Below are 14,946 nucleotides of genomic sequence, written 5' to 3'. Positions count from 1 at the left end.
GGACACGGCGCCACTGGAGGTGGTTACGGTTCTGTTGCGCGCAGTCCCTTGGTAGCGTTCCGTCATGTTGTCCTACACTGCCGGAGACACTGACGTCCCGCTGCTCGAAGAGACCATCGGCGCCAATTTTGAGCGCATCGCCGCCCAGTTCCCCTTACGGGACGCCCTGATTGAAGCGGCCGCGACACCCGGCGGTGATGCCCGCCGCTGGAGCTACCAAAAGCTGAACGACGACGTCAATCGCCTCGCCCGCGCACTGCTCGCCACCGGTGTGGCCAAGGGCGAGCGGATCGGAATCTGGAGTCCCAACTGCGCCGAATGGACCATCCTCCAGTACGCCACCGCCAAGATCGGCGCGGTGCTGGTCAATGTGAATCCCGCCTACCGGAGCCATGAGCTGGAGTTCGTGGTGAAGCAGAACGGCATGCGGATGCTGGTGACTGCGCCGTCCGACAAGAACAGCGACTATGTGGGCATGGCCAGGAACGCGGCCGCCAGCTGTCCCGAACTCCGGGAAATCGTCTTCCTGCCGGGAGACCCTGCTCTCGGATTGAACGTGGGCGAACCGGAAGCCAGCCACGAACTCACCTACGCCGAGCTCCTGACCCGGGCTGACGGCGTCGGGCCTTCAGCAGTGGCGGAGCGCATGGCCGAACTGGACCCGTACGATCCCATCAACTTGCAGTACACCTCGGGAACCACAGGCTTCCCGAAGGGTGCCACCCTGACCCACCACAACATCCTGAACAACGGGAACTCAATCGGGCGTCTGCTGGGCTACACGGAGCACGACCGCGTGGTGATTCCGGTGCCGTTCTATCACTGCTTCGGTATGGTGATCGGCAATCTGAACGCGTTGAGCTTCGGAGCGGCCACCATCATTCCCGGCCGCGGCTTCAATCCGTCGGCCGCGCTGGAAGCGGTGCAGGACTTCGGCGGAACCTCGCTGTACGGCGTTCCCACCATGTTCATCGCAGAGCTGGCGCTGGAGGATTTCGCATCCTACGACCTCTCGACGCTGCGGACCGGCGTCATGGCAGGTTCGCTGTGTCCCATCGAAGTGATGCGCCGGGTCATCGACGAGATGCACATGGTGGATGTGGCCATCTGTTACGGCATGACGGAAACTTCGCCTGTGTCCACCATGACCCGGGCGGGGGACACCCTGGAGCAGCGCACCACCACGGTGGGACGGACCATGCCGCATTTGGAGAGCAGGATCGTGGACCCGGGCTCGGGCGAGGTGGTGGAGCGTGGCGTGATCGGTGAGCTCTGCACGCGCGGTTATGCCGTGATGCAGGGCTATTGGGGCCAGCCGGACAAGACGGCAGAAGCGATCGACGCTGAGGGTTGGATGCACACCGGCGACCTTGCCCGTATGGACCAGGGCGGCTACTTGGTGATCGAGGGCCGGATCAAGGACATGGTGATCCGGGGAGGGGAGAACATCTACCCGCGCGAGATCGAGGAGTTCCTGTATCTGCACCCGTCCATCCAGGATGTCCAAGTGATTGGCGTTCCGGACGAAAAATATGGTGAGGAACTGATGGCGTGCATCATCCTCAAACCAGGTGCAGAGCCGCTGACCGCCGTGGACGTGGCCGAATACTGCCGCGGGAAGCTGGCCCACTACAAGATCCCCCGCTATGTGGACGTCCGCAAGAGCTTCCCCATGACGGTCTCGGGCAAGGTTCGGAAGGTGGACATGAGACAGGAAGCGGTGTCCCGCCTGCACCTATAACTCCAACACGGGGTCACTTACGGCCCATGTTGGGGCCGCTAATGGGCCGTAAGTGACCCCGCGTCGCATCTTTGGGAACTCAACCTGTGGATAACGCTTTGAGGGCCGCGCTTCGCCGACAGACTTGAAGGCATGGTCCGTATCAACCCGCTGCCCGAGGGACTCCGGTACCGGGCGTTCACCACCTACGAATCACGCGAGCTTGGCATCCCGGCCAAGAGGCTGAGGGCGAAAGACCTCTCCGACGGCGGCCGGTTGATTCACGTGCCAAAGGGGAGACCCCTCGACTTGGTCGAACGCGCCCGGGTGCTTACGGAGGCAACACCGGGAGCATGGATTTCCCACGAAACTGCGGCAATCCTTACGGGTTTGGGGCTCCCTCCGTGGTTGGATGGCGGAAAGTCGATTCACCTCAGCAAACCGCACACCCTTCCAAGGGTCCGCCGTTCCGGAGTAACCGGACACCGCGTCCGTGTTCATCCCGGGGAAGTTATGGACTTGGACGGAATTCCAGTATCGGTGCGTCCCCGGACGTGGCTGGACCTGGCCAACGTTCTTCCCCTCAATTATGTGATTGCCATGGGGGACCAGTTGATCAGGCGGCCACGCCCGTCGTTGGAGTTTCGTACGGAGCCCTACGCCTACCTCTCCGGACTGCAACTGCTGATAAGACAACACCCCAACCTTCAGGGGGTGGAGAAGGCAAGGCTCGCACTTGAAGAAATGCAGGTGGGTGCCGATTCGTATCCCGAGACATTCTTGAGACTGGCCATGAGGGAGGCCGGACTGCCCGAACCGGAACTGCAATTGCGGCTTAACCCGACGGACCCCATGTCACCTGCGGCCGATCTTGGATACCGACGTTTCCGGATTGCGGTCCAGTACGACGGAGCGCACCACCTGACGAGGCAGCAACAATCGCGCGATAATCGGCGGGATGAGGCATTTCTAAGCGCGGGGTGGAGCTACTTCAAGCTCAATGCCGACGATCTGGCCGATGGCTTTGCTGGAGCGATCGGGAGAATCAAGAAAGCGAAGCTGCGTGCGCCCTAAGCAACCCGGGGTCACTTACGGCCCAAAGATGGAGCCAGGATGGGCCGTATCTGACCCCGCGTTGCTTTTAAAGGTCAGTGCCTGCGATGATCCTGAACGGTCATGCGTGGCCCGAAAGTGGGTTTGCGGAAGCCGCTCACATACAGCATCCTGACCAGACGCTGCCGCTGCCCGCGCCACGGTTCCAGGAGTTCGATCATGCCGGCGTCATCGGTCTTCCTGCCTGTCAGGGCATAGCCCACGTACGAGGCCAGGTGGTAGTCGCCCACGGAGATCGAATCCGGACAGCCATGCGTCCGCTGGACCACCTCAGCTGCGGTCCAGATGCCTATTCCGGGAATGGTCTGCAGCTTTGCACCGGCCCGGGCGGAGTCCAGGTCCGCCAAACGTTCAAGCGCGACGGCGGACTGCAGCGCCCGCATCACCGTCGCCGAGCGTTGTGGTCCAACCCCGGCCTTGTGCCAGTCCCAGGACGGAATGGCCAGCCACTGCCTGGCGGTAGGAGGCACGAGGAGCCCGGAAGGGGCCTTGCCAGGTGCGGGTGTTCCGTAGCGATACATCAAATACCGGTACCCGCGACGAGCCTCCAAAGTGGTGACCTTTTGCTCCAAAATGGTGGGCACAAGGGAGTCGACAACCCGCCCGGTCGAGGGCAGCCGCAGAGCCAGGTTCCGGCGTCGTGCTTCAGTGACAAGGCGCGGGAGGGTGGCATGGAACGTCGGCTCGTCGAATCCGGACCAGTCGTCATCGGCGCCCAAGAGCCTCGGCACTCCGGCGATGGCATCCGCTGCTCCGGGTCCCCAGGCTTGTGCGTCCACGAAGGAATCGGCGCCCAAACCGCCCGCCGAGAGGCGGAGAGTCACGGGGCCCGAGGGAGCAGTGAAAGCCATCCAGAAGCCATTGTGGTGTGCTGCGAAGGAAGGATCCGCGTTGCCGCGCATCAGCGGAAACATGGTCTGGTCCAAACGGAAGGAACCGCCCGGATGCCACCTGACGGATGCATCTGCCGCGGCCGCAACAACGGGCGGGGCGTCTGCGATGGTCATGTTTTCATGGTCCCACGCCCGGAGGCGGAGGTCGGTGTCCAGAACACTCTCCATCTGATTCCAGTTCTGTTCACTTTTGTTCCCTTCGTTCCTCAACGCGACCGCGTGTCCCTAGCATCGGGAAATCCGTTCGGTACGGTCCGTCTTTGACTGCTGCCGTAGTTCACGAGAGGAACACGTAATCATGAGCGTCAATCGTCGCACGGTGCTGAAATCTACCTTCCTGGCCGGCGCCCTGGCTTCAATCCACTTCAGCACGCTTTCCCCGGCACGGGCCGCCACTGCTGAAGCGTTCGCTGCATCGCGACAACAATGGGTGCACTACCTCGTAGGCGAAAACCTTGACCGTGCAGACCCTGTCATTGCCGCGAAGTTGGATGCGATGGCGGTCGCGGCCCGCTCGGCAATGGCCGGCTATGTCACGACGCCCACGCGAACGGGCCTCTGGGCGGACCTGCCGCTCAGTGCCCGTCAAACCAACGCCGATTCAGCCCGCGTAAGCACTACTGCCCGGCGTCTACGTTCGATCGCCCTCGCTTGGGCTGCGGGAAGCCTCGGGCCCGACGCCGGCGCTGCCCTTCAGATGGTTGCCGACGGAGTCGCCTGGTTGACCCGCGACGTGTTCTCCACCTCCGGGGTCAGATTTGGGAATTGGTACGACTGGGATGTGTCCCTCCCCCAAGCACTCAACGACACACTGGTCTTGACCTACCCGGCAATCGATCCTGCCCTGGTGCAGACCGTCGTCGCCGCAGAGCGGCTGTTCACCCCGTCAATTCCCCAGGCAGGTACGCAGGCCGCTGCTGCCAATCGTGTTTTGTATTGTGATTCCTTCTGCGGACGGGCGATCTTGGCTGGAGACGCCGCCGAGCTCGCGTCCGCCAAGGACAATCTGGCACCGGTGCTTGCCAATGCCAAGCCATATGGGGGTCCCGTTGGCCTTGTCAACGGAGACAAGGATGAAGCGGCCTTCTTCAGCAACGACGGGTTCTATCCTGATGGTTCCTTCATTCAGCATGGCCAGTTCCCATACGTAGGCGGCTACGGCGCTTCACTCCTGAGCTCCATCACCGCCATCGCGGCGCGCACCACCGGAACATCCTGGAGTCCCGATATCAGCATCGTGCAGGGATGGTTCAAGGGCTCGTTTGAACCATGGCTGTGGCGCGGGCTGGTGATGGACACGGTCCGCGGCAGGCAGCTGGCCACGGTGGCCGGTGACCAGTCAACAGGTGTCGCGTTTATCGGAGGGATGCTGAACCTGCTGCCCAGCGTGAGCTCCGAATCCCGAAGGTATCTTGAAACGGTCATCAAGGCCGAACTGGGCTATCGCGGCACTCAACCAACGGAAGGACTGGGGCTGCGGGAATCGGCTGCAGCGTTGGCCATTATCCGGAACGCAGCAATCACCGCCAGACCAGCACCTGAATTCACCCATGTCTTCGGGCCCATGGACAGGGTGCTGCACCGCCGGGCGGAATGGTCCGTTGCTTACGCCATGCACTCGCTCCGGATGGCAGACTACGAAACCGGCAACAACGAGAATTTGCGAGGGTGGTATACCTCGGATGCCGCAACCTACCTCTATACGTCGGACCGGGAGCAGTACGACGACGGATATTGGTGCACTGTGGATCCTTACCGCCTCCCCGGTACGACGGTAGACCCGGTCCCGCGAGCCGCCACGCCCGTACCTTGGCGTGCGGAATACCACAACCCCAGCCTGTACGCCGGCGGGCTTTCGGCCGGAACGTGGGGCTCCGCGGCCATCGATCTGAAGGCCAAGGCACCCTCAAGCATGCACGGACGCTTCTCGCGATTCTTCTTCGACGATTTCTACTTGTGCTTGGGCGCGGGGATCTCTGTTGCATCAGGCCGCAGTGCAGAGACAACGGTAGAGAACCGGAGGGTGACCGCGACCAGTAGCGGGCCTTTGGTCATTGATGGCTTGCCGGGACCGAGGATAGGTGAGAGCCGAACCGTGAACGGCGCAAAATGGGCGCATATCGGGGGCGTTGGGGGTTATGTGCTGCTGGATGCTCCAGACATGCTGGCCATGCGGGAAAACCGGAGCGGCAGGTTGTCTGATATCAGTGGGACGGTAACCGGGTCCACCGCCAGCCAAGTACGAACAGGCGAGTACCTGACCTTGGCACTGCAGCACCGTCAAGGTGCCACGTCCAGCTCGTATGCCTATGCCGTGCTGCCAAACGCTGACCAGCAGGCAACCAATGACTACTCCTCGCGGCCGGACGCCAGGATCGTGACGAACACCCCGGCGGTCCAAGCGGTGCGGCACGAGAGATCCGGTCGCTTTTCCGCTGCCTTCTTTGAGGCCGGCGCTGCGTCAATCGTTGCTGCAGATTCACCCTGCATCGTCGCCGTCGAAGAGAGCACCCGTCAGATCGCTGTGCACGTCAGCGATCCCACTCAAGCCTTGAGCAGAGTTCAAATCCGCCTGGGTGTGCCGGGAATGGGCCCGGTGGAGGACAATCCCGGCGTTTCTGTTGCAAGCCGCGGCGAGGTCACCGTAGTGACGGTGGACGTATCTGGCTTGGCGGGAGCCACTGTTTCCGCCGTGCTCGATTGGCAGCCACCCAAAGCCTCCGACCTCACCAGCATGACCGCCAAGGCGGCCGATGCCCACTTTGAGCCTGCGACGGCGTCCTCACTGCATAAAAAGGCTGGTCGATTCGCGGGAGCAATGAACAGCAATCGGTTAGCGGCTGCTCGCTTGGAGCTGCGGGCTTTTCAGGACGAGTTGGATGCTTGGCTCGTCCAAAATCATGATGCCGATGCTTCCGTAAGAGACCTCTCGGACCTGGCATCGCGGCTGGTTGTTCAGACCTCGTCCTGACGGATCAACCGCATCCCACGGCAGAGCCAAACAGAACGGCCGCGACGCTCAAGAAACCCTGAGCGTCGCGGCCGCACACGGTTGCTTAGTCGACGTCGGCGAATGTGGTGCCCACACGGAGGCTATCTACCCGGTTGATGATCTGATCAGTGACATTGTCCCGATCGTACACACCCCATTTTGGTTCGTTGGCGCTGTCCCAGGTGCGTCCCACGAAGCGCTGCTGGCCGTTGGTGAACTGCTGCTGAACACCGTCGAACCACAACTCTATCCAGCCATCGGTGGCAGAAGTGGAAGTATGGATGCCAAGGGCAAACCGGTGCCACTCGAAGGCAGCGACCGGCGCTGACCATATCTGGTTCCAGATGCCACCCGGAGCCACGTAATGGAGGCGGACACTGCCATTGGCAACTGTCATCAGTAGTGGATAATTCTGGTCTGCATTTGGATATGATTTCCATTGAAATACCACAAAGTCACCACTATCCGGGAGGGCGACTTTATCCAGCTTACTCTCCCATCCCAAATAGTATGTGGAATTCTCGGCAAAGCTGTAGGCACTGCCTCCGGTCTTGATTCCCCTGCCTTCGCACCGCCAGGCCGTTGTGCCCTTGGTAAACCTGAAAACCGTACCGTGTCCGTCTGTCTGGTCGGCGAGGTCCAGGCTCCCCGGGGATTCACATTCCGTCCCATGGAAGATCCCGGTGCCTTGTGACGCATCACCATCCCAGATAGTAGCTGCGCTGGCCGGGGGAACCATGGTGAAGCAGTAGACCCCGGCAAGCACGAAGGCGGCCATCCAGCGTCGTTGATGTGAGCGTCCGGAGACTGCTCGGGTCGTGTTGTTCATCAATGCTCTTTCCGTTGGTCTGATAAAACCTTTCTGAATCCATTCGAGAATTCATGTTCTGTTTATCAATGCGCATACACAGGAAGAAGAAGATAAACATAAATGAACAGCTCCCGGAATCCCGGCAAGAGAATTGACGGACGCAACACTAAGGAGTGCAGATGATCCTCGTGCACCATCACGTTCCTTTTCGATGAGTCAACGTGGCCCCTTACGGCGGCAGCCGACCGGGTCTAGACTCCCAGATGTGGCGTGGGTTGGCCGCGCCATATCCCAGGAACTGACATCAGGAACAAGGAGCGCGAGCCATGGCTGCCATAGTGCATTTCGAGATTCCCACGGACGATAAGGACAGGGCCAACACTTTCTACGAGAGTGCCTTCGGCTGGAACCTCAGCCCAATGCAAGGGATGGACTACACCATCGCCCTTACCGCACCCTCCGACGAGCAAACCGGGACGCCCAAGGAACCGGGAGCCATCAACGGCGCATTGTTCCCACGGACGGACGCGCTGAAGACCCCCATCCTGACCATCGACGTGGAGGACATTGACGCAGCCCTCAAGCAGGTGGAGTCCGCCGGTGGCAGCGTTGTCCAGGCCAATGACGCCGTTCCCACCATGGGCTGGTACGCCTACTTTAAGGACACCGAGGGCAACGTCCTGGGCGTGTGGCAGACCGACACCTCCGCCGGAACCTAGTCAGGGCCCGGCCCCGTGCGCACCCGGACGGGGCCCGCCGGGTATGGGGCCGAAGCAAGCCCCACTGCGGGCAGGCGGTAACTTTGTACTTATGAAGTACGCCCAGTCCGTGTTGGACCTCATCGGCAATACGCCGCTCATCAAGCTCAACCACGTAACGGACGGGATCAAAGCCACCGTCCTGGTCAAGCTCGAATACCTCAATCCCGGCGGATCCATCAAGGACAGGATCGCCGTGAAGATGATCGAGGATGCGGAAAAGGACGGTCGGCTCCAGCCGGGCGGAACCATCGTTGAGCCGACGTCGGGCAATACCGGAGTGGGACTGGCGCTGGTGGCCCAGCAAAAGGGCTACAAGTGCATTTTCGTGGTGCCGGACAAAGTGGGCGAGGACAAGCGTGCCGTCCTGCAGGCGTACGGAGCAGAAGTAGTTGTAACGCCAACGTCCGTGGCCCCTGACAGCCCGCAAAGCTACTACGGCGTTTCCGATCGCTTGGTCAGTGAGATCCCGGGCGCCTTCAAGCCGGACCAGTTCTCCAACCCCGCTGCCCCCGGCAGCCACTTCGAATCCACGGGCCCGGAAATCTGGCAGGACACTGACGGCCGGGTCACGCACGTGGTCATCGGCGCCGGAACCGGCGGCACCATTACCGGCACAGGCCGGTACCTCAAGCAGGTCTCCGCTGACCGTGCAGAGTCCGACGGCGGTCGGGTCAAGATCATCGGCGCGGACCCGGAAGGTTCGGTCTACTCAGGCGGAACCGGCCGGCCCTACTTCGTGGAGGGCGTGGGTGAGGACATGTGGCCTGACAACTACGATCCTTCCGTGCCTGACGACGTCATCGCCGTATCCGATGCCGACTCCTTCTCCATGACCCGCCGCCTTGCCCGCGAAGAAGGCCTCCTGGTGGGCGGTTCGTCCGGCATGGCTGTTGTTGCGGCCCTGCAGGCGGCCAAGGACCTGGACGAGTCCGCTGTGGTGGTGGTGATCCTCCCGGATTCCGGTCGCGGCTACCTGGCCAAGATCTTCAACGACCAGTGGATGCGCTCCTACGGCTTCCTCTCCGGCGGCGAAGAGTCCTCTGTGGGTGAGGTCCTCAAGTCCAAGACGGGCGAGATGCCGGACCTGGTCCACATCCACCCCAACGAGTCCGTCCGCGATGTCATCAACATCATGAACGAGTTCGGCGTCTCCCACATCCCGGTCCTCTCGCAGGAACCTCCTGTGGTGATGGGCGAGGTCATGGGTGCCGTGGACGAGCGCAGCCTCACCAGCAAACTGTTCCGTGGCGAAGCGAAACTGACTGACAAGATCTCCGAACACATGGGTGAGCGCCTGCCCGTGATCGGCTCACTGGAAACCATTTCCGCCGCGCGCGAGCTGCTGTCCGACGTCGATACCGTCATGGTGACCTTCGCCGGCGCCCCGGTGGGCATCCTGACGCGCCACGACCTTCTGGCGTACCTGAGCAGTTAGGCGCCCTGCGCCCCATTCACCTCGACGCCTGATCCAACCGTTGACCGATCCCACTTTGAATGAACCAAGAGGAGCATCCATGTCTGCCACCAACAACGCCGGGTTCAACACACGTGCCGTCCACGCCGGACAGGCCTTCGAACCGCGGACCGGCGCTGTGGTGCCGCCGCTGCACTTCAGCTCCACCTACGCCCAGGACGGCATTGGCAACCTGCGCTCCGGATACGAGTACGGCCGTGGCGGCAACCCGACGCGCGACGCCCTCCAGGAGCAGCTTGCCGCCCTTGAAGGCGGCACGGCAGCGTTCTCCTTCGGCTCGGGACTCGCTGCCGAGGACTCGCTGATCCGCGCCATCGCACGCCCCGGTGACCACATTGTCCTGGGCAACGATGCGTATGGCGGCACCTACCGCCTCATCAACCGCGTCCTGGGCGACTGGGGCATCGGCAACACCCCCGTGGACATGTCGGACCTCGACGCCGTGGCTGCCGCAGTCGCTGCGAACAACACCCGCATCGTCTGGGTGGAGACGCCGTCCAACCCGATGATGAAAATCACCGACATCGAGGCGCTCGCCGCTGTAGCGCACGACGCCGGTGCCCTCCTGGTGGTCGACAACACCTTTGCTTCGCCCTACTTGCAGACCCCGCTCGCCTTGGGCGCGGACGTGGTGGTCCACTCCACCACCAAGTACATCGGCGGACACTCCGACGTTGTAGGTGGCGCCATTGTGGTCAAGGACTCTGAGCTCGCAGAGAAGATCGGTTTCATCCAGTTCGCCGTTGGTGCGGTCTCCGGTCCCATGGATGCGTTCCTCACCACCCGCGGGCTCAAGACCCTTGGCGTCCGCATGGACCGCCACAGCGAGAACGGCCAGGCGGTGGCTGAATGGCTGTTGCAGCGTCCAGAGGTGGAAGCTGTGCTGTACCCGGGCCTCCCTGACCACCCCGGCCACGAGCTCGCTGCCAAGCAGATGAAGAAGTTCGGCGGCATGGTGTCCGTTCAGTTCAAGGGCGGCGAGGCAGCAGCCCGCACGGTTGCAGAGTCCACCTCGGTCTTCACCCTGGCGGAATCCTTGGGTGGCATTGAATCCCTCATGAACTACCCCTCAGAGATGACCCACGCCTCCGTGAAGGGCACCGAACTGGCTGTCCCCGTCAACCTCCTGCGTCTTTCCTGCGGCATCGAAGAAGCCGAGGACCTGATCGCCGACCTTGAGCAGGCCTTCGCCAAGATCAGCAACGGCTGACACTATGGCTTCTCCTTCACAGACGCTGGCCCCCACCAGGCAGCGGGGCTGGATCCTCACGATCGCGGGTGCACTGACCCTCGCTGTGGCAGTGTGGTTCCTCTACACCGACTACCAGCCGGCCCTGAACGACTTCGAGGTCTATTTCTACGGCGGTGGCAAGGTCCTGGAAGGCGGCGATCTCTACGCAGTCCGGGAGGGCCTGCCGTTCACCTACCCGCCCTTTGCTGCACTGCTCTTCACCGGTCTTGCGGCCATGGGCTTTTTCGCCAGCAGCTTGGTGTTCATCGTCGTTGCCTTGGTGGGTGCCGCTGTGGTTTCCGCGTGGCTGGCAAGGCACTATTTCGGTCTGAAGACCTGGCGTGAGGCTTTTGCCGACTACCGTTTCCGGACCACGGCTTTGGTGGGAACCGGGGCCATTTTGCTCCTGGGGCCGTGGCGGGACACGTTCGTCTTTGGGCAGATCAACATCATCCTGATGGGCGTGATCCTTGCTGATTTCGCCCTGTACGGGAAGGCTCGTGCGGGTGCTATCCGTTGGCCTGCAGGCCTCCTGATTGGTTTGGCTGCCGGGGTGAAGCTCACTCCGCTGGCATTTGGCCTGTACTTCCTGGTTCGCCGCGACTTCAAGGCACTGGGCTGGATGGCTGTGGGTTTCTTCGGCTCCATCGCCCTGGCTTGGGCTGTGCTGCCGCAGGCTTCCTTGGATTTCTGGACCAAGATCCTGCCCGACACCGGCCGCATCGGTGGACCCGCGTACGTGGACAACCTCTCGGTCAAGGGGCTTCTGCTGCACTTCGGCATGCCTGACTCCTCCCTTACCAACGTCGTCTGGATGGTCCTGTCCCTGGGGCTGGTGGTCCTTGCGGGACTCATCATCAAGTGGGCCGTGGACGCTGAGGAGAACTTCATTGCAGTATCGGCCACCGCCATCCTGATGCTCCTGATCAGCCCTGTTTCGTGGTCCCATCACTGGGTGTGGGTTGCCGTTGCCCTGCCCAGCATGGCGTTCGCCATGCATCGGGTTCCTTCGCGTTCCGGTCGGATGCGCACCGCCGGCTGGGCCATTGTGGCGTGCTCCACCATCGCGTTCTTCATGACCCCCAAGAACCTTGCCGTGTGGGCCGGTGCAGCCGAGTGGGGCAAGGATCCGCAGACCCAGTGGCAGCTCATCATTTCAAGCCTGGGCGTGGTGTGCGGGATTGCCATGCTGGTCTATTGGGCCCTGGCATATCATCCTTCGCGAACCAGGAAATAGGCCCCAAACATCGAATCATGCCAACGAATCCGGCCCTTGGCTGCCCGCCCAACCGATGGACGGTGCGTGAGGCAGACAAGGGCCGGATCTGTTGCCGCGCCTAGCCTGAGATGCCCTCCCGGCCGTCTTCCTCACGCCCGGTCAGACGCCGCCTGAACGACGCGTCTTCGGCCGAGGTGAGCTGAAGGTCGTACCAACCCTCCACGGTGTCCCAGCCGATCTTCTTGGTGTGGCCCGCCTTGAGCTTCACGGTTTGGTTGTTGACCGCGTACTGCAGTGACTCCAGCTTTACGTTGACCGTTGCAGCGCCGTTGTTGCTCAACTCCAGTTCCACGGCCTTCTTGCCGCGGCGTCCAGTAACGGTGATGTCGACGCTGGAGGCAGCGCCCGCCGTCGTGCCCTTCAGTTCGTAGTGGTACCGGTTGGGGCCGGTGACGACGACGTCGAAGGCGCCGGAGGCCAGCGGAAGTTCCATCTCCTGGCTGCCGAGGACGTCCGCGTGCCTGGGTTCGGTGACCTCGCCCGCATAGCCGTACACGGTGAAGTGGGCGGAACTGGTTCCCTTGTTGGTCAGCGCCAGGGCAATCTTCCCCGGCTGTACCGCAGCAGAGACTCGCGGACGGTACGGGAGAGGTCTGGCAGGTCGGCTGCCGGTTTCCTGGATCGGGGCCACTTGGATGGCCGGGGGATTGGGGCGCCAGCGGCTGATTTTGGCGGGCACCGCGGCGGGGTGGTCGAGAACCGGTGGCGTGCCGGGGGAGGCGAAGTTGAACACGCCGGTCAGGTCGCCGCAGACTTCGCGGCGCCATGGAGAAATGTTCGGTTCCTCCACGCCGGTCCAGGTTTCCAGGAAGCGGAGCACAGAGGTGTGGTCGAAGACTTCCGAGCTGACGTAACCGCCCACTGTCCAGGGCGAGACCACCGTCATGGGCACGCGGGGGCCAAGGCCGATAGGCCGGGCGGTGGTCCAGTCGCTGGACTCGCCCGATGCCGGACGCGGCTGGACAGGCGGCGGGACGTGGTCGAAGTAGCCATCGTTCTCGTCGAAGTTCAGGAAGATCGCGGTGCTGTCCCACGTGTCCGGGTTGCTCGCCACAGTGTCCAGCAGGCGGTAGACGAAGTTCGCGCTGCCCACCGGTGTAGAAGCGCCGGGGTGTTCGGAATCAGCTGCGGACGGCACCAGCCAGCTGACCTGCGGCAAGGTGCCGCTCTCGATGTCTGCGCTGAGGCGTTGCAGGAGGGTATCGGGACGGCCACGCCACATGGCTTTATCGAACAGGGACCTTTCCGCGTCTGTGAGGGCGGCACGACCCTGCTCCAATTGGGCAAGAAGGCGGTCCTGCTCAGCGGGCGTCTTGCCCTTGATCGAGTCGTAGAACTCCTCGGTGGTGCGCAGGTTTCCCTCCACCGATGCGAGCATCTTGCGACCAATTGCCTTGAAGGTTTGGAAATACTCCACGGCGTTGTCCGTGAAGTTGTCCCAGTCCTGGTAGATCTTCCACGAAACCCCCGACTGTTCAAGGCGCTCAGGGTAAGTGGTCCAGTCGTAGCCTCCGTGGCCATAGCCGTAGGCGGCGTTGGTGACGGCACGCTTGGTGCTGGCTGGCTCAGTGCCCGTCGTTCCGCTCCAGAGGTAGTTGCGGTTGGGGTTCGTGGACCCGTTGACGGAGCAGTGGTAAGCATCGCAGATGGTGAAGGTGTCTGCGAGTTCGTACTGAAGCGGGATGTCCTGGCGCTCGTAAAAGGTCATGGTGGAGGCGCTCTTGGCGGGAATCCACTTGTCACACCAGCCGTTGTTCCATGCCGTGGTGGTGCCGTTGAAGGAGTGGTCCAAATCGCCCAAGTACTGGATGTCCGAACCGGGCCTGCCGGCAAGTTCCGCGGCTTTGCGGAGTGAGAATGGCAGGACGGTCTCACCGGTGGCCCGTGGCTGCTCGAACATGGACCTGCCGTTGGGCAAGCGGGTTACGGCCTTGTCGCCGTATCCCCGGACGCCACGCAGCGATCCGAAGTAGTGATCGAAGGAGCGGTTTTCCTGCATCAGAACGATCACGTGCTTGATGGACTTCAGGCTTCCCGGCGGAACCGGCTTGGCCATCGCGGCCTGCACGGACGGCGGGAGCAGGGATCCGGTGGCTGCAAGCGCCGTCGCTGCAGCGGCGGTGCCGAGGAAACCGCGGCGCGAGAGCCCGGTGGAATCGGTTGAACGATTAACCATTTCAGGGGTGTTCGAGGACATTCAAGGGAGCCTTTCGTGGTCAGAGTTGACCGGGCAAGCCTAAGCACCCCGAGTTAACCTCCGATGAAACCAGGGCAAACCGGCGGGGTGTGTCGCGTAGATCACATCGACTGCCGGTCGTTATCAGTTCAGTGCGATGACCAGCATCTGGCTGGTACCCGGGATGCAGGTCTGCAGGACGGCTTTGGGAAAGCCGCCGAAAACTGCCGACACGTGATTTGTGGTGCCGCCCAAGGGGACCTGCCCAAGCGCGTCTACCGTGTACGATCCGTAGCCTGCCAGCGTGACCGTTTGGCCCACGTTGATGCCCGAGAACCGTGCCCACCCGCCGCAGTAGTCGTGCTCAGTGATGAAAAGCGAGTAGGCATCGGTGGGCGTGAAGTGGACCGGGCCGATGCAGGCATCCACCAGGTCCTGTCCTCCGGACCCGGCTACGTAGATCGTCCATCCCGGCTGCGCGGACGGGGGCTCGACC

10 protein-coding genes and 1 pseudogene are annotated in these 14,946 nt (G+C 62.4%); 7 read left to right on the top strand and 4 right to left on the bottom strand.

Annotation, left to right across the window (positions count from 1 at the left end; all coding sequences use genetic code 11):
- Positions 1–64 precede the first annotated feature (64 nt).
- Positions 65–1,741 (top strand): AMP-binding protein, encoded by a 1,677-nt coding sequence (locus GVL04_RS05425; RefSeq protein WP_159700747.1) that lies wholly within the window; start codon positions 65–67, stop codon positions 1,739–1,741.
- 132 nt (positions 1,742–1,873) lie between these two features.
- Positions 1,874–2,794, top strand: a complete 921-nt coding sequence (locus GVL04_RS05420) for a hypothetical protein (protein WP_159700744.1) — start codon at positions 1,874–1,876, stop codon at positions 2,792–2,794.
- Positions 2,795–2,868: 74 nt separating this feature from the next.
- Here GVL04_RS05420 and GVL04_RS05415 read toward each other — a convergent pair whose 3' ends face one another.
- Positions 2,869–3,840, bottom strand: a complete 972-nt coding sequence (locus tag GVL04_RS05415; protein WP_159701223.1) for a DNA-3-methyladenine glycosylase — start codon at positions 3,838–3,840, stop codon at positions 2,869–2,871.
- Between the two features lie 184 nt (positions 3,841–4,024).
- Between GVL04_RS05415 and GVL04_RS05410 the strand changes: the two genes are divergently transcribed.
- Positions 4,025–6,697 carry a polysaccharide lyase family 8 super-sandwich domain-containing protein gene (locus tag GVL04_RS05410; RefSeq protein WP_159700741.1) on the top strand — a complete coding sequence of 891 codons (2,673 nt, stop codon included), beginning with the start codon at positions 4,025–4,027 and terminating at the stop codon, positions 6,695–6,697.
- Positions 6,698–6,782: 85 nt separating this feature from the next.
- On the opposite strand, the gene GVL04_RS05405 is transcribed toward GVL04_RS05410, so the two are convergent.
- On the bottom strand, positions 6,783–7,547 hold the full coding sequence (locus GVL04_RS05405; RefSeq protein ID WP_159700738.1) for a heparin lyase I family protein: 765 nt from the start codon (positions 7,545–7,547) through the stop codon (positions 6,783–6,785).
- Positions 7,548–7,855: 308 nt separating this feature from the next.
- Between GVL04_RS05405 and GVL04_RS05400 the strand changes: the two genes are divergently transcribed.
- The 4 genes from GVL04_RS05400 (at position 7,856) to GVL04_RS05385 (ending at position 12,232) form a co-directional block, all read left to right on the top strand.
- Positions 7,856–8,248: a VOC family protein gene (locus GVL04_RS05400; RefSeq protein WP_159700735.1), complete on the top strand. Its 393-nt coding sequence runs from the start codon at positions 7,856–7,858 to the stop codon at positions 8,246–8,248.
- Between the two features lie 91 nt (positions 8,249–8,339).
- Positions 8,340–9,725 carry a cystathionine beta-synthase gene (locus tag GVL04_RS05395; protein ID WP_159700732.1) on the top strand — a complete coding sequence of 462 codons (1,386 nt, stop codon included), beginning with the start codon at positions 8,340–8,342 and terminating at the stop codon, positions 9,723–9,725.
- Between the two features lie 79 nt (positions 9,726–9,804).
- Complete coding sequence (locus tag GVL04_RS05390; protein WP_159700729.1) at positions 9,805–10,974, top strand: cystathionine gamma-synthase; 1,170 nt, start codon at positions 9,805–9,807, stop codon at positions 10,972–10,974.
- Positions 10,975–10,978: 4 nt separating this feature from the next.
- Positions 10,979–12,232, top strand: a complete 1,254-nt coding sequence (locus tag GVL04_RS05385) for a glycosyltransferase 87 family protein (protein ID WP_159700726.1) — start codon at positions 10,979–10,981, stop codon at positions 12,230–12,232.
- A 100-nt stretch (positions 12,233–12,332) separates the two neighbouring features.
- On the opposite strand, the gene GVL04_RS05380 is transcribed toward GVL04_RS05385, so the two are convergent.
- On the bottom strand, positions 12,333–14,471 hold the full coding sequence (locus tag GVL04_RS05380) for a phosphocholine-specific phospholipase C (RefSeq protein WP_159700709.1): 2,139 nt from the start codon (positions 14,469–14,471) through the stop codon (positions 12,333–12,335).
- Positions 14,472–14,594: 123 nt separating this feature from the next.
- A pseudogene (locus tag GVL04_RS05375) lies at positions 14,595–14,946 on the bottom strand (peptidoglycan-binding protein); the annotation flags it as partial.

The sequence above is a fragment of the Arthrobacter sp. 18067 genome (genome assembly GCF_902706295.1).
Classification (GTDB): domain Bacteria; phylum Actinomycetota; class Actinomycetes; order Actinomycetales; family Micrococcaceae; genus Arthrobacter.
This window is presented reverse-complemented; position numbering and strand designations above follow the sequence as displayed.

What these genes read in the sequence shown, in the direction of transcription:
- GVL04_RS05385 (WP_159700726.1), top strand. Translation starts at nt 10,979, where the DNA reads ATGGCTTCTCCTTCACAGACGCTGGCCCCCACCAGGCAGCGGGGCTGG.
- GVL04_RS05395 (WP_159700732.1), top strand. Translation starts at nt 8,340, where the DNA reads ATGAAGTACGCCCAGTCCGTGTTGGACCTCATCGGCAATACGCCGCTC.
- GVL04_RS05390 (WP_159700729.1), top strand. Translation starts at nt 9,805, where the DNA reads ATGTCTGCCACCAACAACGCCGGGTTCAACACACGTGCCGTCCACGCC.
- GVL04_RS05380 (WP_159700709.1), bottom strand. Translation starts at nt 14,471, where the DNA reads ATGTCCTCGAACACCCCTGAAATGGTTAATCGTTCAACCGATTCCACC.
- GVL04_RS05415 (WP_159701223.1), bottom strand. Translation starts at nt 3,840, where the DNA reads ATGACCATCGCAGACGCCCCGCCCGTTGTTGCGGCCGCGGCAGATGCA.
- GVL04_RS05410 (WP_159700741.1), top strand. Translation starts at nt 4,025, where the DNA reads ATGAGCGTCAATCGTCGCACGGTGCTGAAATCTACCTTCCTGGCCGGC.
- GVL04_RS05425 (WP_159700747.1), top strand. Translation starts at nt 65, where the DNA reads ATGTTGTCCTACACTGCCGGAGACACTGACGTCCCGCTGCTCGAAGAG.
- GVL04_RS05400 (WP_159700735.1), top strand. Translation starts at nt 7,856, where the DNA reads ATGGCTGCCATAGTGCATTTCGAGATTCCCACGGACGATAAGGACAGG.
- GVL04_RS05420 (WP_159700744.1), top strand. Translation starts at nt 1,874, where the DNA reads ATGGTCCGTATCAACCCGCTGCCCGAGGGACTCCGGTACCGGGCGTTC.
- GVL04_RS05405 (WP_159700738.1), bottom strand. Translation starts at nt 7,547, where the DNA reads ATGAACAACACGACCCGAGCAGTCTCCGGACGCTCACATCAACGACGC.